Below are 18,192 nucleotides of genomic sequence, written 5' to 3'. Positions count from 1 at the left end.
CAGATGATCGAATACCGCAACGTCCGTGTCGCGCTGCTCGGGGCCGGCTCGGTCGGTTCCCAGGTCGCGCGACTGCTCCTCGAGCACGGCGACGAGCTGGCCTCGCGCGCCGGTGCCGGGCTGGAGCTGGTCGGGATCGCCGTGCGCGACGTGGACGCGCAGCGCGACGTCGACCTGCCGGCGGAGCTCTTCACCACGGACGCGGCATCGCTCATCCTCGGCGCGGACATCGTCGTCGAGCTCATCGGCGGCATCGAGCCGGCGCGCACCCTCGTGCTCCAGGCCCTGCAGTCGGGCGCGGACGTCGTCACCGGCAACAAGGCGCTGCTCGCGACCCACGGCCCGGAACTCTTCGCCGCGGCCGAGCAGGTCGGCGCGCAGCTCTACTACGAGGCCGCCGTGGCCGGGGCGATCCCGATCATCCGTCCGCTGCACGACTCGCTCGCCGGTGACCGCATCGTCCGGATCATGGGCATCGTCAACGGCACCACGAACTTCATCCTCGACCTGATGGACCGCAAGGGTTCCACGTTCGAGGATGCCCTGGCCACCGCGACGGAGCTCGGGTACGCCGAGGCCGACCCGACCGCCGACGTCGAGGGCTACGACGCCGCGCAGAAGGCCGCGATCCTGGCCTCGCTGGCGTTCCACACCTCGGTGCCGCTCGCCGCCGTGCACCGCGAGGGCATCACCCACGTCACGATCGACCAGGTCCGCGCCGCCCGCAAGGCCGGCTACGTCGTGAAGATCCTGGCGACCGCCGAGCGACTCACCGACGAGGACGGCCGCGAGGGCGTCAGCGCCCGCGTCTACCCGGCCCTCGTGCCCGAGTCGCACCCGCTCGCGAGCGTGCACGGTGCGAAGAACGCCGTGTTCGTCGAGGCCGAGGCCGCCGGCGACCTGATGTTCTACGGCGCGGGTGCCGGTGGCGTCGAGACGGCCTCGGCGGTCCTCGGCGACCTGGTCTCCGCGGCCCGCCGGCACGTCATCGGCGGCCCGGGTGTCGCCGAGTCGACGCAGTCCGAGCTGCCGGTGTTCCCGATCGGCACCGTCCGCACGAGCTACCAGATCACCCTGCACGTCACGGACGCCCCCGGCGTGCTGTCGACGGTCGCCGGCGTGTTGGCGAAGCACGGCGTCAGCGTCGAGACGGTCGAACAGACCACCACCGGCGCAGCCGAGGGGACCGCGACGCTCGTCATCGGCACCCACCTGGCGCGCGAGGCCGACCTGGCGGACACCGTCGTCGCCCTCCGTGGCGAGGACGTCGTCCTGGACGTCACCAGCGTCCTGCGCGTCGTCGGTCGCTGACGCGACCACGGGCCTCCAGGCCGACCTGCAGGCCCACCGAGCCGCACCACCACCAGATCCACCCCACCGGACAGAGAGAGAAGCCTGATGGCCCACCAGTGGCAGGGAGTCCTGCGCGAGTACGCCGACCGACTCGACGTGACCGAGGCGACGCCCATCGTCACGCTCGGTGAGGGCGGCACGCCGCTCATCCCGGCTCGTCGGCTCTCCGAGCGCACCGGCGCCGAGGTCTACGTGAAGTTCGAGGGCATGAACCCGACGGGTTCGTTCAAGGACCGCGGCATGACGATGGCGATCTCGAAGGCCGTCGAGCACGGCGCGAAGGCCGTCATCTGCGCCTCGACCGGCAACACCAGCGCCTCGGCCGCCGCGTACGCGACGCATGCCGGCATCACCGCTGCGGTGCTCGTGCCCGAGGGCAAGATCGCCATGGGCAAGCTCAGCCAGGCCGTCGCCCACGACGCCCAGCTGCTGCAGGTGCAGGGCAACTTCGACGACTGCCTCGACATCGCCCGCGACCTGGCGGCGAACTACCCGGTGCACCTCGTCAACTCCGTCAACAACGACCGCATCGAGGGGCAGAAGACCGCCGCGTTCGAGGTCGTCGACGTCCTCGGTGACGCACCGGACTTCCACTTCCTGCCCGTCGGCAACGCGGGCAACTACACCGCGTACTCGCGCGGCTACCGCGAGGACGTCGCCGCCGGCCGCAGCACCAAGCTGCCCCGCATGTTCGGGTTCCAGGCCGCCGGTTCCGCCCCGATCGTGCACGGCGAGGTCGTCCGGCACCCGGACACCATCGCGTCGGCGATCCGCATCGGCAACCCGGCCTCGTGGCAGTTCGCGCTCGAGGCGCGGGAGGAGACCGACGGCTACTTCGGTGCCATCACCGACGAGGCCATCCTCGCCGCACACCGCATCCTGTCTGCCGAGGTCGGCGTCTTCGTCGAGCCCGCATCGGCCATCGGTGTCGCCGGGCTCCTCGAGCGTGCCGACGCCGGTGTCGTGCCGAAGGGCGCGAAGGTCGTCATCACGGTCACGGGCCACGGCCTGAAGGACCCGCAGTGGGCGCTCCGCACGCCCGACGGCGGCGAGGTCACCCCGACGAGCGTGCCGGTCGACACGAAGTCGATCGCCGACGTGCTCGGTCTGGTCAGCGAGCAGTGATCTCCGACCGCTCGTCCGGACCGGGAGAGGGCATGACCGCCCGCAGTGCTGTACCGGCCGGACGGGCGGTCCGTGCGCTGCCGACCGGATCGGCGGTCCGCGTCCGGGTGCCGGCCACGTCGGCGAACCTCGGCCCCGGCTTCGACTCGCTCGGCCTCGCGCTCTCGCTCTACGACGAGGTCGTGGTGCGCGTGCGCTCCCAACCCGGTGCGACCGTCACGGTCGAGGGCGTCGGTGCCGGTGAGGTCGCCACGGACGACACGAACCTCGTCGTCCGTGCGGTCCGCCGTGGCCTGGAGCACGCCGGTGTCGACCAGCCCGGTCTCGAGCTGCACGCCACGAACGCGATCCCGCACGGCCGCGGTCTCGGTTCCTCCGCCGCGGCGATCGTCGCCGGGCTGATGGCTGCCCGTGGTCTGCTCGAGGGCATCGTGGACCTGGACGCCTCGACGCTCCTGACCCTGGCCACCGAGATGGAGGGCCACCCGGACAACGTCGCGCCAGCGCTCTTCGGCGGGCTCACGATCGCGTGGATGACCGCCGAGGGCCCGGCCTACAAGCGGCTCCTGGTGCACCGCGGTGTCGCCCCGGTGGTGTTCGTGCCGACCTCGACGCTCTCGACCAAGCTCGCGCGCTCCCTGCAGCCCGAGCAGGTCCCGCACGCCGACGCCGCGTTCAACGTCTCCCGTTCGGCGCTGCTCGTGGCGGCACTCATCCAGAGCCCCGAGCTGCTGCTCGCCGCGACCGAGGACCGGCTGCACCAGGCGTACCGCGCCAGCGCCATGCCCGAGACCGACGCCCTGATCCGGTTGCTCCGGCAGCACGGCCTCGCCGCGGTGGTCTCCGGTGCCGGGCCGAGCCTGCTCGTCCTCGGCAGCGACCCGGCACAGCGCCTGACCGCCGCCGAACTGGTGCAGCGACACGCCGAATCCGACTGGCGGCCGCTCATGCTGGCCGTCGATCTCGGTGGTGCTACAGTGGCAGCGCACTCGGCGCTCGAAGCCGAACCCGCGTAACCGTACGGATCGCTCGTCCTCAGGACAGCTCCTGCGACGTCGCAGGGTCCGGTGCGCGAGTGTGCATCTCTTTCTGATCACCGAATCCCGATCCGTCGTCTGAACGGCGGTCGATGCTCACCCTGCATCCGGGACGGTGGAAACTCTCCGCGTTCTGCGGTTCGAAAGGAAACACCGACCTTGACCGACAACAACTCCGCCCAGGTGGAGATCCCCAGCGATCTGCGTGCCCTCCGTCTCCCGGAGCTCCAGCGCATCGCCTCTTCGCTCGGCATCACCGGGCTCTCCAAGCTCCGCAAGGGCGACCTGATCGCCTCCATCGAGGACAAGCGTCCCGTCGACGAGACGCCGGCCGCCCCGGCCGCCGCCGTCGTCGCCGAGACCCCCGCCGAGCCGACCGCCACCGAGCAGCCGACCCTGCCGGAGCCCGCCGAGACCCCCGCGCAGCCCGCTGCCGAGGCACCCGTCGCCGACTCCGAGGCACCCGCCGAGTCGGCAGCCCCGAGCCGTGCCCGTCGTTCGCGCCGCGCATCGTCCGGCGGCACCGTGAACGCCGCGCCGACCTCGGCGGCCGAGCACACCAACCACGGCCAGACCGGCACCGAGGACCTCCTCGCCGGGCTCGACCAGGTCCGCGCCGAGAAGGACGCCCAGGAAGCCGCGCAGTCCGGCTCGCAGCGTCGCGGCCGTGGCCAGCGGAACGCCGAGCAGCGTGGCACCGACCAGCGTGGCACCGAGCAGCGTGGCGGCGAGCAGCGCGCCGCCGACCAGGGCCAGCAGGCGTCCGCACCCGCCGAGGCCGAGCAGCCGAGCCAGGCGGGCCAGCAGGGCCAGCAGGCTCCGACGTCCGCCGTGCAGGCCGACCAGGACCAGAACGAGTCCGGCGACCAGAACGACCAGGGCGACCAGAACTCCGAGCAGGGCGAGGGCGGCTCGCGTCGCGGTCGTCGCAGCCGTGGTCGCGGTCGTGGCCGTGGCCAGAACGCCGAGAACGGCGAGCCGCAGAACGGCGCCGAGCAGCAGAACGGCGGCCAGAACGCCGGCCAGCAGAAGCAGAACGGTGCCGACCAGCAGAACGGCGGCCAGCAGAACGGCGGCCAGCAGAAGCAGAACGGCGCCGAGCAGCAGAACGGCCAGCAGAACGGCGGCCAGAAGCAGAACGACCAGCCGAAGCAGGCCGAGGCCAAGCAGGACGACAAGGCCGACCAGAAGCAGCAGCAGAACGCCGGTCAGCAGAAGCAGCAGACCAGCGGTCAGCAGAAGCAGCAGCAGCAACAGCACGCCGACGAGGCCGAGAGTGGCCGCAGCCGTCGCCAGCGCGACCGCAAGCGCGGCCGCGGCGGCCAGAACGACGACTTCGAGCCCGAGGTCACCGAGGACGACGTCCTGATCCCGATCGCGGGCATCCTCGACGTCCTCGACAACTACGCCTTCGTCCGCACCACCGGGTACCTGCCGGGCCCGAGCGACGTCTACGTCTCCCTCGGCCAGGTGAAGAAGTACCACCTGCGCAAGGGCGACGCCGTCGTCGGTTCGATCAAGCAGCCGCGTGACGGCGAGCAGCAGAGCCGTCAGAAGTACAACGCGCTCGTGGCCGTCGAGTCGATCAACGGCCAGTCCGCCGACGAGGCCGCGGCCCGCGTCGACTTCAACGACCTCACCCCGCTGTACCCGAACGAGCGCCTGCGCCTCGAGACGGAGCCGGGCAAGCTGTCGACCCGCATCATCGACCTCGTGTCGCCGATCGGCAAGGGCCAGCGCGGTCTCATCGTGTCCCCGCCGAAGGCCGGCAAGACCGTCGTGCTGCAGGCCATCGCGAACGCCGTCGCCAAGAACAACCCCGAGGCGCACCTGATGGTCGTCCTCGTCGACGAGCGGCCCGAAGAGGTCACCGACATGCAGCGCACGGTGAAGGGTGAGGTCATCGCCTCGACCTTCGACCGTCCCGCCGAGGACCACACCACCGTCGCGGAGCTCGCCATCGAGCGTGCGAAGCGCCTGGTGGAGCTGGGCCACGACGTCGTGCTGCTGCTCGACTCGATCACCCGCCTGGGCCGTGCGTACAACCTGTCGACCCCGCCGTCGGGCCGCGTGCTCTCCGGTGGCGTCGACTCGGCGGCGCTCTACCCGCCGAAGCGCTTCTTCGGTGCCGCGCGCAACATCGAGGACGGCGGCTCGCTGACCATCCTCGCGACCGCGCTCGTCGAGACCGGCTCCAAGATGGACGAGGTCATCTTCGAGGAGTTCAAGGGCACCGGCAACATGGAGCTCCGCCTGAACCGTCACCTCGCCGACAAGCGGATCTTCCCCGCCGTCGACGTGAACGCCTCTGGTACCCGTCGCGAGGAGCAGCTGCTCTCCGCCGACGAGGTCAAGATCACCTGGCGTCTGCGCCGGGCCCTCGCCGGGCTCGACCCGCAGCAGGCCCTCGAGATCGTGCTGCGGAACCTCAAGGAGACGCAGTCGAACGTCGAGTTCCTGGTGCAGGTGCAGAAGTCGGTCCCCTCGACCGGCGCCCACCACAACGGCCACCAGGAGTAACGCGTGTTCGAGTCGGTAGCGGGGCTGCTGGCGGAACACGAGGACCTGACACAGCAGCTGTCGGACCCCGCGCTCCACGCCGATGCGGCCCGGGCGAAGAAGGTGAACCGGCGGTACGCCGAGCTCAACCAGATCAAGTCCGCGTACGAGGCCTGGCAGGCGGCGGGGGACGACCTCGCCGCCGCCCAGGAACTCGCGCGTGAAGACGCGGCGTTCGCGGACGAGGTCCCCGGGCTCGAGGAGCAGCTGTCGGAGCGCCAGGAGCGTCTCCGCCGGCTGCTCATCCCGCGCGACCCCGACGACGGCCGTGACGTCATCATGGAGATCAAGGGCGGCGAGGGCGGCGAGGAATCGGCGCTGTTCGCGGCCGACCTCCTGCGCATGTACTCGCACTACGCCGAGACCAAGGGCTGGAAGGTCGAGCTCCTCGAGCGCACCGAGTCCGACCTGGGTGGCTACAAGGACGTCCAGGTCGCGATCAAGTCGAACACGACCGATCCGTCCCAGGGCGTCTGGGCGCACCTGAAGTACGAGGGCGGTGTGCACCGCGTCCAGCGTGTGCCGCAGACCGAGTCGCAGGGGCGCATCCACACCTCGACCACCGGCGTGCTGGTGTTCCCCGAGGTGGACGAGCCCGAAGAGGTCCAGATCAACCAGAACGACCTCAAGATCGACGTCTACCGGTCCTCCGGCCCCGGCGGGCAGTCCGTCAACACGACGGACTCCGCGGTCCGCATCACCCACCTGCCCACGGGCATCACGGTGGCGATGCAGAACGAGAAGTCGCAGCTGCAGAACCGCGAGGCCGGCATGCGCGTGCTCCGCGCACGCATCCTCGCGCGCCAGCAGGAGGAGCTCGACGCGATCGCCTCGGACGCGCGCAAGTCGCAGATCCGCGGGATGGACCGTTCGGAGCGCATCCGCACGTACAACTTCCCGGAGAACCGGATCGCGGACCACCGCACCGGCTACAAGGCGTACGACCTCGACCGCGTGATGAACGGTGCCCTCGAGCCCGTCATCCAGTCCGCCATCCAGGCGGACGAAGAGGCACGTCTGGCCGCCATCGGCGACCAGGACGCGTAAGCGCACACCCAGCCTGGAGGCCCGGATCACCGCCGACACGCCCCTCACGTACGCCGCGGATCGCCTGCTCGAGCAGGCGAGCGCGGCGCTCGTCGCCGTCGGCGTGCCGACGCCCCGGGTCGACGCGGAGCTGCTGCTCGCGTGGGCGACCGACACCTCGCGCGGAGCTGTCCAAGCCCGTGCGCTGATCGGCGGCGGCATCGCCCCGGAGCACGTCGAGCGCTTCCGGCACGCCGTCGCCCGTCGGGCCACCCGTGAGCCGCTGCAGCACATCACCGGGCAGGCGTACTTCCGCGCGCTCACCCTGGCCGTCGGACCGGGCGTGTTCGTGCCTCGTCCGGAGACCGAGGGCGTCGTGCAGTTCGGCATCGACGCGCTGCGGGCGACCGCGGTCCCCGAGCCGATCGCCGTGGACCTGGGCTCCGGCAGCGGTGCGATCGCGATCGCGATGGACACCGAGGTGCCGAACGCCGTGGTCTACGCCGTCGAGCGGTCGGCCGAGGCCCTGCCCTGGACCCGGCGGAACGTCGACGCCCACGGTGGGACCGTCCGGCTCGTCGAGGGCGACCTCGCCGACGCGCTGCCGGAACTCGACGGCACCGTGTCCGTCGTCGTGTCGAACCCGCCGTACGTGCCGGACGACGCGATCCCGATCGACCCCGAGGTCCGTGACCACGACCCGGCGATGGCCCTCTACGGCGGGCCGGACGGCCTCGACGCCGTCCGGGCTCTCGCCGAGACGGCCTGGCGGTTACTGGTGCCCGGGGGAGTCCTGGTCATCGAGCACGCCGAGCCGCAGGGCGCCGGAGTCCGGGAGGTCCTGGCGCGCCGGGGGTTCCGCACCCCGGAGACGCACGTCGACCTGACGGGGCGCGACCGCACGACCACCGCGACGCGCTAGCCGGAGCCGAGCCGCGCCTCCCGTCGCTCGGCCGTGCTGCGGTGCCGGGAGAATCCGGGCGTACCTGGTGAGATCGGGCGTACCGGGTCGTTCGAAATGACCAGGTGTGCCCGTTCTTGCTTTCCAGCGCAACCGCGATGGGAAGGAACGGGCGTTGCGGGCGCGGGGCGGGCCTCCCGTCGCTCGGCCGTGCTGCGTGTGCCGGGAGAATACGGGCGTACCGGGTGGGATCGGGCGTACCGGGTCGTTCGGGATGACCAGGTGTGCCCGTTCTTGCTTTCCAGCGCGACCGCGATGGGAAGGAACGGGCGTGGCGGGCTACGCGACGGGGGAGGCCTCGCGCTGCTGCGCCGCGACGAAGGCGCGGACATGCTCCCGCAGGTCGGTGTCGTGCTCGACCAGGACCGCGTGGATGCCGACGCTCCGCGCACCCGCGACGTTCTCGGGCATGTCATCGGCGAAGAACGTGCGCTCCGCGGGGACGCCGTGGTGCGCGACCGCGCGCTGGAAGACCTCGGGCTCGGGCTTCCGCGCACCGAAGTTGCTCGACGTGTCCAGGTGTTCGCCGAAGACCTCGGGCAGGGACGGCGCCCACTCGGGGATCCAGCGGCCGGCGAGCGGACCGTTGTTCGTGAGCAGTCCGACACGCCCGTGCTCGCTCGCGATCCGGACCGCCTCGATGCGTTCCGGCAGCTCGGTCATGGCGGATCCGCGGATCCGGGCCCAGTCGGCCTCGGGGACGTCGCACTCCATGGCGCGCTCGAACGCGGCGAGGTACTCGTCGCCGTCGGCGAACCCACCGGCCTCGGCACGCATCTCGTGACCGCAGTCCCACCAGCGACGGCGGAGCTCCTGGAACTCGTGTCCGGTGAACTCGGAGAGTGCGGCCATGCGCACCTGCCAGTCGTACCGGACCAGGACGTCGTCCATGTCGAAGAGGAACAGGAGCGGGGGTGCGGGCGTCTCGTTCACGATGTCCACCATTGTGTCGCACTATCATCGTCGAGTCATGGCATCCCGATACGACTGCACCGACTCCGACGGGCTCCTGACCGGGATGCGGCTCGCACGTGCCGCCCTCGGACGCGGAGAGCTCGTCGTGGTCCCCACCGACACCGTCTACGGCCTGGCCGCGGACGCCTTCAGCGCGACGGCCGTGCAGCGGCTGCTCGACGCGAAGGGCCGCACGCGGCAGTCGCCGCCGCCCGTGCTCATCCCCGGTCCGCCCACGCTCGACGCCCTCGCCAGCGAGGTCCCGCAGCCGGTTCGCGACCTGGTTGCCGAGTTCTGGCCGGGCGGGCTGACCGTCATCCTGCACGCACAGCCGTCGCTCGACTGGGACCTCGGCGAGACGCGCGGCACGGTCGCGCTCCGGATGCCGGACTCGCGGATCGCCCTCGAGCTCCTGCAGGAGGTCGGGCCCCTCGCGGTCTCGTCCGCGAACTCCACGGGTGACCCGGCCGCGATGGACGTCGACGCCGCCGAGCGGATGCTCGGTGACAGCGTCGCGATCTACCTGGACGGCGGACCCGTCGAGGTGCACGACGGCTTCGAGGCCAGCACCGGCTCGACGATCGTCGACGCCACCGGGCTGTCGGACGGCGGGAAGCTCCGCATCGTCCGGCACGGGGTGATCCCCGACGAGGAGATCATCCGGGTCGTCGGAGCCGACCTCGTCACATGAAGTACTACCTGCTCGCCGGGGCCATCGCCGCGGTCGTGAGCTTCGTGATGAGCCTGATCGTCTGGAAGCTCGGGCTGAAGTACAAGTGGTACCCGCAGGTCCGCGAGCGGGACGTGCACCGCACCCCGACGCCGCGGCTCGGTGGCATCGCGATGTACATCGGCGTCATCGTCTCGCTGCTCGCGGCCTGGTTCCTGTTCCCGTCGATCGCGGGGACCGACTACTTCCGGCTCGTGTTCTCCGAACCCGGCCGCGTCCTCGCGGTGCTCGGGGGAGCGACCATCATCGTGGTCCTCGGTGTCGCGGACGACATCTGGGACCTCGACTGGATGACGAAGCTCGCCGGGCAGATCATCGCGGCGGGCATCCTCGCCTGGCAGGGCGTCGCGATCGTCTCGCTGCCCATCGGCAACACGCTGGGCGTCGGCTCGTCGTACATGAGCCTGATCTTCACCGTGCTGGCGGTGGTGCTCGTGATGAACGCGGTGAACTTCATCGACGGGCTCGACGGCCTGGTGGCCGGCGTCGCGATCATCGCCGGCGGGGTCTTCTTCCTCTACACGTTCTTCATCAACCGCGTGGTCGTCCAGACCGAGTTCTTCTTCAACCTGCCCTCGCTGCTCACCGCGGTCCTCGTCGGGGCCTGCTTCGGCTTCCTCATCCTGAACTGGCACCCCGCCAAGCTCTTCATGGGCGACGCCGGTGCGCTGCTCGTCGGGTTCCTGATGGCCACGAGCGCGGTCTCGGTCACGGGCAACATCGACCCGGCGGCGGTGCAGACACGCCAGGCGCTGCTGCCGGCGTTCATCCCGATCCTGCTGCCGTTCGCGATCCTGATCGTCCCGATCCTGGACTTCGGTCTCGCGGTTACCCGACGGCTCAGCGCGGGCAAGTCGCCGTTCTCGGCCGACCGGAAGCACCTGCACCACCGCCTGCTCGACATGGGGCACTCGCACTTCCACGCGGTGCTGATCTTCTACGCGTGGACCGCGACCGTCGCCTTCGGGTGCCTGCTGTTCCTCTTCGTGGACTGGTACTGGGTCGTCGTCTTCGTGTCCGTCGGCTTCACCGTCTGCGCCGTCGCGACCTTCGCGCCGCTCGGCCGGAAACGCACCGAGATCGCCGCCCAGACCGCCAACCGCTCCGCCGCCGTGGTGGACGCCAGCCTCGACCCGCTCGACCGGGCCGCCAACGACCGCACGATCCCTGGAGACATCACGTGACCGCACCGAACGCGCTCGACCACGTCCGGCCGGTGTTCCGCCGCATCATCACCTGGGGCGCGGTCCTCGCCGTCGCCCTGGCGGTGGTCGGCGGGCTCATCGGGTTCCTCGTCGCGGACGGCCCCGGGCTGGTCGGGGGACTGCTCGGCGCCGTGCTGAGCGTCGTGTTCCTCGGGCTCACCGCGGTCAGTGTCCTCGTCGCGCTGCGCGTCTCGAAGGGCCAGATGATCTCCGGCGCCTTCTTCGGCATCGTGATGGGCACCTGGCTGCTCAAGTTCATCGTATTCATCGTGCTGCTGGTCCTGCTCAAGGACCGCGACTGGGTCGACTTCCCGGTGCTGGCGATCGTGATCATCGCAGGGGTCATCGGCTCCCTGGTGATCGACGTCGTCGCCGTCGCGAAGGCCCGCACCCCGATCGGCGTCCGGCTGCCGGGCGACGGCCTCGACGACTCCGCGGACGCTGGGAACCCGACCCCCCGCGTCTGAGAAGCCGGGAAGCCTCTCGCACCTGATAGGCTTCTTCAAGTCCGCTACCGGAGCCTTTCGCTCGGGGCGGACGAGCCTCCACAACGTCCACCATCGCGTGCCATGATGTGCGCGCGCCGACACAGGAGACAGCGCTGCTATCCCACGCTCTTCCCCTGTCCCTCTCCGCTGCGGTTGACACCGTCGCGGCGGGGAGCAGCAAGGCCGCCGAGTTCCATGGTCCGTCGATCAACGAGTTCTTCCCGGATGCGATCTTCTTCGCCGGGACGCCGTTCGAGATCGATCGGCTCGTCCTCATCCGTTTCTTCGCCGTCGCCGTGCTCCTGGTGTTCGCGTTCGTGGGCACCCGTGCACTGAAGCTCGTGCCGAACCGCGGTCAGGCGTTCATCGAGTACGCGTTCGACGTCGTCCGTCGCAACACCTTCGACAACCTCGGAGAGAAGGACGGCAAGCGCTTCCTGCCGCTCCTGGCGACGATCTTCTTCGGCGTGCTCTTCATGAACCTGACCGGTCTGGTCCCGTTCATGAACCTCGCCGGCACCAGCCGCATCGCGATGCCGATGATCCTGGCGATCGTCGCGTACCTCGCCTTCATCTACGCCGGCCTCCGCAAGCACCCGGGCACGTTCCTCAAGAACTCGCTCTTCCCGCCCGGGGTGCCGTGGCCGCTGTACATCATCGTGACGCCGATCGAGCTCGTCTCCACCTTCGTGCTCCGTCCCGTCACCCTGACGCTGCGACTCCTGATGAACATGGTCGTGGGGCACCTGCTCCTCGTGCTGTTCTTCTCGGCCACGCAGTTCTTCTTCTTCGACGCTTCGCTCGGCTTCAAGGCCTTCGGCGTCGGGACCATCGCGTTCGGCATCGCGTTCAGCTTCTTCGAGGTCCTCGTCGCGCTGCTGCAGGCCTACGTCTTCATGCTCCTCACCGCCGTCTACATCCAGCTGGCGCTGGCTGACGAGCACTGATTCCTCACTGACCCCCTACGGGACCGGCGACCGTCGGACCCGCACCTCGAAAGGAAAACACGTGGACGCAACGACCGTTCTCGCGGAGATCAACGGCAACATCGCGACGGTTGGCTACGGCCTCGCAGCGATCGGCCCGGCCATCGGTGTCGGCATCGTCGTCGGTAAGACGATCGAGTCCGTCGCTCGCCAGCCCGAGCTCCAGGGCCGCCTGACGACCCTCATGTACATCGGTATCGCCTTCACCGAGGCCCTGGCCTTCATCGGTATCGCCACGTACTTCATCTTCACCGGCACCAACTAAGGCTCCTCGATGCACAACGCACTCATCATCGCGGCGGAGGAGACGCACAACCCGCTGATCCCGCCGTTGTACGACGTCGTCTGGTCGGCGCTTGCCTTCGTCATCATCTTCCTGGTGATGTGGCGTGTCGTCACGCCGCGCATCACGAAGATGCTCGATGAGCGCACCGAGGCCATCGAGGGCGGCATCAAGAAGGCCGAGGCCGCTCAGGAGCAGGCCGCTGCTGCGCTCGACGAGTACAACAAGCAGCTCGCTGACGCACGTGCCGAGGCTTCGCGCATCCGTGAGCAGGCCCGCGCCGACGCCACGGCGATCGGCAACGAGGTCCGCGAGCAGGCGGCCGCCGATGCAGCACGCATCACGGCCAACGCCCAGGCGCAGATCGAGGCCGAGCGCCAGAGCGCCGTCCAGGCACTCCGGTCCGAAGTGGGCACCCTCGCGCTGGACCTCGCGTCCGGTGTGATCGGTGAATCCCTCAAGGACGACGCCAAGTCGACCGCAGTGGTCGACCGCTTCCTCGCCGACCTCGAGGCCTCGCAGGCCACGAAGACGGGGGAGCACTGAGCATGCGCAGCGCTACCAGAGAAGCACTCGCGTCCACCAGGGCGGTGCTGTCGGACCTCGGTCCGAGCGCCGGCCTGGCCGCGGGTGCCGAGATCCTCGCCTCCGGGCGTGCGATCGCCGGTGCGCCGCAGCTGCTCGGGCTGCTGTCCGACCCCACGGCCGACGCGGCCGGCAAGAAGGTCCTCATCGACCGTGTCTTCGCCGGACAGTCGGACGCGACGCGTGCGGTCCTGACCGCGGTGGCCGGCTCGCGCTGGTCCTCGCAGCAGGACCTGCTCGCGGGCATCGAGGACGCGGGCATCCGCGCCGTCGCCGCCACCGCGGGTCCGGACTCGTCGATCGAGTCGGAGCTGTTCGCCTTCGAGACCGCCGTCCGCTCGGACGCCGGCCTCGAGCTGGCGCTCGGCACCAAGCTCGGCAGCCCCGAGCAGAAGGGCGCGCTCGTCGAGCGGCTCCTCGGTGCCAAGGCCTCGGAGCAGACGATCACGATCGTGTCGGCCCTGGTGCAGCAGCCCCGCGGCCGCCGCATCGGTGAGATCGTCCGTGATGCCTCGCGCATCGTGGCCGAGCAGGCCGGCAAGCTCGTCGCGACCGTCGTCACGGCGACGCCACTGACCCCCGCCCAGTCGGCCCGCGTCACGCGCGGTCTGTCCGAGCGGTACGGCAAGGACATCAGCATCAACCAGGTCGTCGACCCCACGGTCGTCGGCGGGGTCCGGGTGCAGATCGGCGGCGACGTCATCGACGGCACCGTGTCCACGCGACTCTCGGAGCTCCGGCTCCAGCTCGCCGGCTAGGCGTACGGTCGAAGCCGCTCCTCCCCAAGTCCACAACGGGAACTGCCGAGTCCGGCAGCGTCACCCTCTCGGAGCCGAAGGGCCCCGGAAAACCACAAGGAAAATCCCATGGCAGACATCACCATCAGCCCCGATGAGATCCGTGATGCCCTGAAGGACTTCGTCTCGAACTACGAGCCGACGAAGGCCTCCACGGCCGAGGTCGGGCACGTCACCGACGCCGGTGACGGCATCGCCCACGTCGAGGGTCTCCCCGGCGTCATGGCGAACGAGCTCATCCGCTTCGCGGACGGCACGCTCGGCCTGGCGCAGAACCTCGATGAAGACGAGATCGGCGCCATCGTGCTCGGCGAGTTCGGCGGCATCGAGGAGGGCATGGAGGTCACCCGCACGGGTGAGGTCCTCTCCGCCCCCGTCGGCGACGCCTTCCTCGGTCGCGTCGTCGACCCGCTCGGCGCCCCGATCGACGGCCTCGGCGAGATCGCCGCCGAGGGCCGTCGTGCCCTCGAGCTCCAGGCTCCCGGCGTCATGGCTCGCAAGTCGGTCCACCAGCCGCTGCAGACCGGCATCAAGGCCATCGACGCGATGATCCCCGTCGGCCGTGGTCAGCGTCAGCTGATCATCGGCGACCGCCAGACCGGCAAGACGGCCATCGCGATCGACACGATCATCAACCAGAAGGCCAACTGGGAGTCCGGCGACGAGGAGAAGCAGGTTCGCTGCATCTACGTCGCCATCGGTCAGAAGGGCTCCACGATCGCCTCCGTCAAGGGTGCGCTCGAGGACGCCGGTGCGATGGAGTACACCACCATCGTCGCCGCTCCGGCCTCCGACCCGGCCGGCTTCAAGTACCTCGCCCCGTACACCGGCTCGGCCATCGGCCAGCACTGGATGTACCAGGGCAAGCACGTCCTCATCATCTTCGATGACCTGTCGAAGCAGGCCGAGGCCTACCGTGCGGTGTCGCTCCTCCTGCGTCGTCCGCCGGGCCGCGAGGCCTACCCGGGTGACGTCTTCTACCTGCACTCCCGTCTGCTGGAGCGTTGCGCGAAGCTGTCCGACGAGCTCGGCGCCGGTTCGATGACGGGTCTCCCGATCATCGAGACCAAGGCGAACGACGTCTCGGCGTACATCCCGACCAACGTCATCTCCATCACCGACGGCCAGATCTTCCTGCAGTCGGACCTCTTCAACGCGAACCAGCGTCCGGCCGTCGACGTGGGCATCTCGGTGTCCCGCGTCGGTGGTGACGCCCAGGTGAAGTCGATCAAGAAGGTCTCCGGCACGCTGAAGCTCGAGCTGGCGCAGTACCGCTCGCTCGAGGCGTTCGCGATGTTCGCGTCCGACCTCGACCAGGCTTCGCGTCGTCAGCTGGAGCGCGGTGCGCGTCTGACCGAGCTCCTCAAGCAGCCGCAGTACTCGCCGTACCCGGTCGAGGAGCAGGTCGTCTCGATCTGGGCCGGCACGAACGGCAAGCTCGACACCGTCCCGGTGCCGGACGTGCTCCGCTTCGAGTCCGAACTGCTCGACCACCTGCGTCGCAACTCCGACGTCCTCACGACGCTGCGCGAGACGAACCAGCTCAGCGACGAGACCGTCGCCGAGATGGACAAGCAGATCGACGAGTTCACGAAGAGCTTCCAGACGAGCGACGGCAAGACCCTCGGCTCCGAGCAGTTCGACGCGGCTGACGCCGAGGACGTCGACCAGGAGCAGATCGTCAAGGGTCGTCGCTAGATGGCAGCGCAGGTCCGGGTCTACCGCCAGCGGATCAAGTCGGCGAAGACCACGAAGAAGGTCACCCGCGCCATGGAGTTGATCTCGGCGTCGCGGATCCAGAAGGCGCAGGCCCGCATGGCTGCGTCCGGTCCGTACTCGCGGGCCGTCACGCGTGCGGTGTCGGCCGTGGCGACGTTCTCGAACGTCGACCACGTGCTGACCACAGAGCCGGAGTCGTCGACCCGTGCAGCCGTCGTGCTCTTCACCTCGGACCGCGGCCTGAACGGCGCGTTCAGCACGAACGTCCTCAAGCAGGGCGAGGAGCTCGCCTCCCTGCTCCGCAGCGAGGGCAAGGACGTCGTCTACTACCTGGTCGGCCGCAAGTCCGTCGGGTACTTCGCGTTCCGTGAGCGTCCGTCCGAGCAGCAGTGGGTCGGCAACACCGACCAGCCGGAGTTCTCGACGGCCAAGGAGATCGGCGACGCCGTCGTGGCGAAGTTCCTCCAGGACACCGCTGACGGCGGCGTGGACGAGATCCACATCGTGTTCAACCGGTTCATCAGCCTGGCGACCCAGGAGCCGCAGGTCGTTCGCCTGCTGCCCCTCGAGGTCGTCGAGGGCATCGACGAGCCCGAGGGCAACGAGCCCCTGCCGCTCTACGAGTTCGAGCCGGACGCCGATGCGGTGCTCGACTCGCTGCTCCCGGTCTACATCGAGAGCCGCATCTTCAACGCCATGCTGCAGTCGGCTGCTTCCGAGCACGCCGCGCGTCAGAAGGCGATGAAGGCGGCCAGCGACAACGCCGACTCGCTGATCCGTGACTTCACCCGACTCGCGAACAACGCGCGTCAGGCGGAGATCACCCAGCAGATCTCCGAGATCGTCGGCGGCGCCGACGCCCTCTCGTCGAAGAAGAAGTAGTCCGCGTCGTTCGCGGACAGATACCCACCCTCAGGAAGGCACCAGCCATGACCGACACCGCAACCACCGCGGTCGAGACGTCGTCGGCGCCCGGTGTCGGCCGGATCGCCCGTGTCACGGGCCCCGTCGTCGACATCGAGTTCCCCCACGACGCAATCCCGGAGATGTACAACCTCCTGTTCACGACCATCACCATCGGTGACTCGTCGCAGGAGATCGGCCTCGAGGTCGCGCAGCACCTCGGCGACGACCTCGTCCGTGCCATCTCCCTGAAGCCGACCGACGGCCTGGTCCGTGGCCAGGAGGTCCGTGACTCGGGCGCTCCGATCTCGGTCCCCGTCGGCGACGTCACCAAGGGCAAGGTCTTCGACGTCCTCGGGAACGTGCTCAACACGGACGAGAAGCTCGAGATCACCGAGCGCTGGCCGATCCACCGCAAGGCCCCGGCCTTCGACCAGCTCGAGTCCAAGACCTCGATGTTCGAGACCGGCATCAAGTCCATCGACCTCCTCACCCCGTACGTGCAGGGTGGCAAGATCGGCCTCTTCGGTGGTGCGGGCGTCGGCAAGACCGTCCTCATCCAGGAGATGATCCAGCGCGTCGCGCAGGACCACGGTGGTGTCTCGGTGTTCGCCGGTGTCGGGGAGCGCACCCGTGAGGGCAACGACCTCATCGGTGAGATGGAAGAGGCGGGTGTCTTCGACAAGACGGCCCTCGTGTTCGGCCAGATGGACGAGCCGCCGGGAACGCGTCTCCGCGTGGCCCTGTCGGCGCTGACGATGGCGGAGTACTTCCGCGATGTCCAGAAGCAGGACGTGCTCCTCTTCATCGACAACATCTTCCGCTTCACGCAGGCCGGCTCCGAGGTCTCGACGCTGCTCGGCCGCATGCCGTCCGCCGTGGGTTACCAGCCCAACCTCGCCGACGAGATGGGTGTGCTCCAGGAGCGCATCACCTCGACGCGTGGTCACTCGATCACCTCGCTGCAGGCGATCTACGTGCCGGCTGACGACTACACCGACCCGGCTCCGGCCACCACGTTCGCGCACCTCGACGCGACGACCGAGCTCTCCCGTGAGATCGCATCGCAGGGTCTGTACCCCGCGATCGACCCGCTGGCCTCGACGTCGCGCATCATGGACCCGCGCTACCTGGGTGCCGACCACTACGAGACGGCCACGCGCGTCAAGCAGATCCTCCAGAAGAACAAGGAACTGCAGGAGATCATCGCCATCCTCGGTGTCGACGAGCTCTCCGAAGAGGACAAGATCACGGTCGAGCGCGCTCGTCGTATCCAGCAGTTCCTCTCGCAGAACACCTACATGGCGAAGAAGTTCACGGGTGTCGAGGGCTCCACGGTGCCGCTCAAGGACACCATCGAGTCCTTCCGCGCCATCGCCGACGGCGAGTTCGACCACGTTGCGACCCAGGCGTTCTTCAACGTCGGTGGCATCAACGACGTGGAAGAGAAGTGGGCTCAGATCCAGAAGGAGAACCGCTGA

Annotated in this window: 17 protein-coding genes; 16 read left to right on the top strand and 1 reads right to left on the bottom strand. The window is 69.4% G+C overall.

Going from position 1 to position 18,192, the window contains the following annotated elements; all coding sequences use genetic code 11:
• Positions 1-3 precede the first annotated feature (3 nt).
• From DEJ19_RS10740 to prmC, 6 genes are all read left to right on the top strand, one after another.
• Positions 4-1,311 (top strand): homoserine dehydrogenase, encoded by a 1,308-nt coding sequence (locus tag DEJ19_RS10740; RefSeq protein WP_027465790.1) that lies wholly within the window; start codon positions 4-6, stop codon positions 1,309-1,311.
• 87 nt (positions 1,312-1,398) lie between these two features.
• Entirely contained in the window at positions 1,399-2,478 is a 1,080-nt protein-coding gene (gene thrC, locus DEJ19_RS10735) for a threonine synthase (RefSeq protein ID WP_071404606.1), read from the top strand.
• A 32-nt stretch (positions 2,479-2,510) separates the two neighbouring features.
• Entirely contained in the window at positions 2,511-3,494 is a 984-nt protein-coding gene (thrB, locus tag DEJ19_RS10730) for a homoserine kinase (RefSeq protein WP_111094288.1), read from the top strand.
• 180 nt (positions 3,495-3,674) lie between these two features.
• Positions 3,675-6,035 carry a transcription termination factor Rho gene (rho, locus tag DEJ19_RS10725; RefSeq protein WP_111234091.1) on the top strand — a complete coding sequence of 787 codons (2,361 nt, stop codon included), beginning with the start codon at positions 3,675-3,677 and terminating at the stop codon, positions 6,033-6,035.
• A 3-nt stretch (positions 6,036-6,038) separates the two neighbouring features.
• The gene (gene prfA, locus DEJ19_RS10720; protein ID WP_017885756.1) at positions 6,039-7,121 is read left to right on the top strand and encodes a peptide chain release factor 1; all 1,083 of its coding nucleotides are present in this window, start codon (positions 6,039-6,041) and stop codon (positions 7,119-7,121) included.
• 25 nt (positions 7,122-7,146) lie between these two features.
• Positions 7,147-8,022: a peptide chain release factor N(5)-glutamine methyltransferase gene (gene prmC, locus DEJ19_RS10715; protein ID WP_111234103.1), complete on the top strand. Its 876-nt coding sequence runs from the start codon at positions 7,147-7,149 to the stop codon at positions 8,020-8,022.
• A 318-nt stretch (positions 8,023-8,340) separates the two neighbouring features.
• On the opposite strand, the gene DEJ19_RS10710 is transcribed toward prmC, so the two are convergent.
• The gene (locus DEJ19_RS10710) at positions 8,341-8,994 is read right to left on the bottom strand and encodes an HAD family hydrolase (RefSeq protein WP_181441625.1); all 654 of its coding nucleotides are present in this window, start codon (positions 8,992-8,994) and stop codon (positions 8,341-8,343) included.
• Positions 8,995-9,031: 37 nt separating this feature from the next.
• Here DEJ19_RS10710 and DEJ19_RS10705 point away from each other — a divergent pair, with 37 nt between their 5' ends.
• From DEJ19_RS10705 to atpD, 10 genes are all read left to right on the top strand, one after another.
• The gene (locus DEJ19_RS10705) at positions 9,032-9,706 is read left to right on the top strand and encodes an L-threonylcarbamoyladenylate synthase (RefSeq protein ID WP_027465784.1); all 675 of its coding nucleotides are present in this window, start codon (positions 9,032-9,034) and stop codon (positions 9,704-9,706) included.
• Complete coding sequence (locus DEJ19_RS10700; protein WP_027465783.1) at positions 9,703-10,929, top strand: MraY family glycosyltransferase; 1,227 nt, start codon at positions 9,703-9,705, stop codon at positions 10,927-10,929. The genes DEJ19_RS10705 and DEJ19_RS10700 overlap by 4 nt, the downstream gene beginning before the upstream one ends.
• Complete coding sequence (locus DEJ19_RS10695; RefSeq protein ID WP_258377473.1) at positions 10,926-11,417, top strand: Cg1360 family ATP-synthase-associated protein; 492 nt, start codon at positions 10,926-10,928, stop codon at positions 11,415-11,417. Before DEJ19_RS10700 ends, DEJ19_RS10695 begins: the two co-directional genes overlap by 4 nt.
• Before the next feature lie 107 nt (positions 11,418-11,524).
• Positions 11,525-12,385, top strand: a complete 861-nt coding sequence (atpB, locus tag DEJ19_RS10690; protein WP_241660362.1) for a F0F1 ATP synthase subunit A — start codon at positions 11,525-11,527, stop codon at positions 12,383-12,385.
• Positions 12,386-12,446: 61 nt separating this feature from the next.
• Positions 12,447-12,689 (top strand): ATP synthase F0 subunit C, encoded by a 243-nt coding sequence (gene atpE / locus DEJ19_RS10685; RefSeq protein ID WP_017885749.1) that lies wholly within the window; start codon positions 12,447-12,449, stop codon positions 12,687-12,689.
• Positions 12,690-12,698: 9 nt separating this feature from the next.
• On the top strand, positions 12,699-13,253 hold the full coding sequence (locus DEJ19_RS10680) for a F0F1 ATP synthase subunit B (RefSeq protein ID WP_071404610.1): 555 nt from the start codon (positions 12,699-12,701) through the stop codon (positions 13,251-13,253).
• 2 nt (positions 13,254-13,255) lie between these two features.
• Entirely contained in the window at positions 13,256-14,050 is a 795-nt protein-coding gene (locus tag DEJ19_RS10675) for a F0F1 ATP synthase subunit delta (RefSeq protein WP_027465779.1), read from the top strand.
• A 108-nt stretch (positions 14,051-14,158) separates the two neighbouring features.
• Positions 14,159-15,787 (top strand): F0F1 ATP synthase subunit alpha, encoded by a 1,629-nt coding sequence (atpA, locus tag DEJ19_RS10670; protein WP_027465778.1) that lies wholly within the window; start codon positions 14,159-14,161, stop codon positions 15,785-15,787.
• The gene (locus DEJ19_RS10665; protein WP_027465777.1) at positions 15,788-16,690 is read left to right on the top strand and encodes a F0F1 ATP synthase subunit gamma; all 903 of its coding nucleotides are present in this window, start codon (positions 15,788-15,790) and stop codon (positions 16,688-16,690) included.
• 47 nt (positions 16,691-16,737) lie between these two features.
• A complete protein-coding gene (gene atpD, locus DEJ19_RS10660; protein WP_017885744.1) occupies positions 16,738-18,192 on the top strand; it encodes a F0F1 ATP synthase subunit beta in 1,455 nt (484 codons plus the stop codon).

This window comes from Curtobacterium sp. MCSS17_016 (assembly GCF_003234255.2).
GTDB lineage: Bacteria > Actinomycetota > Actinomycetes > Actinomycetales > Microbacteriaceae > Curtobacterium > Curtobacterium flaccumfaciens.
The sequence above is the reverse complement of the archived record's forward strand: the minus strand, read 5'-3'. Positions and strand labels throughout refer to the sequence as shown.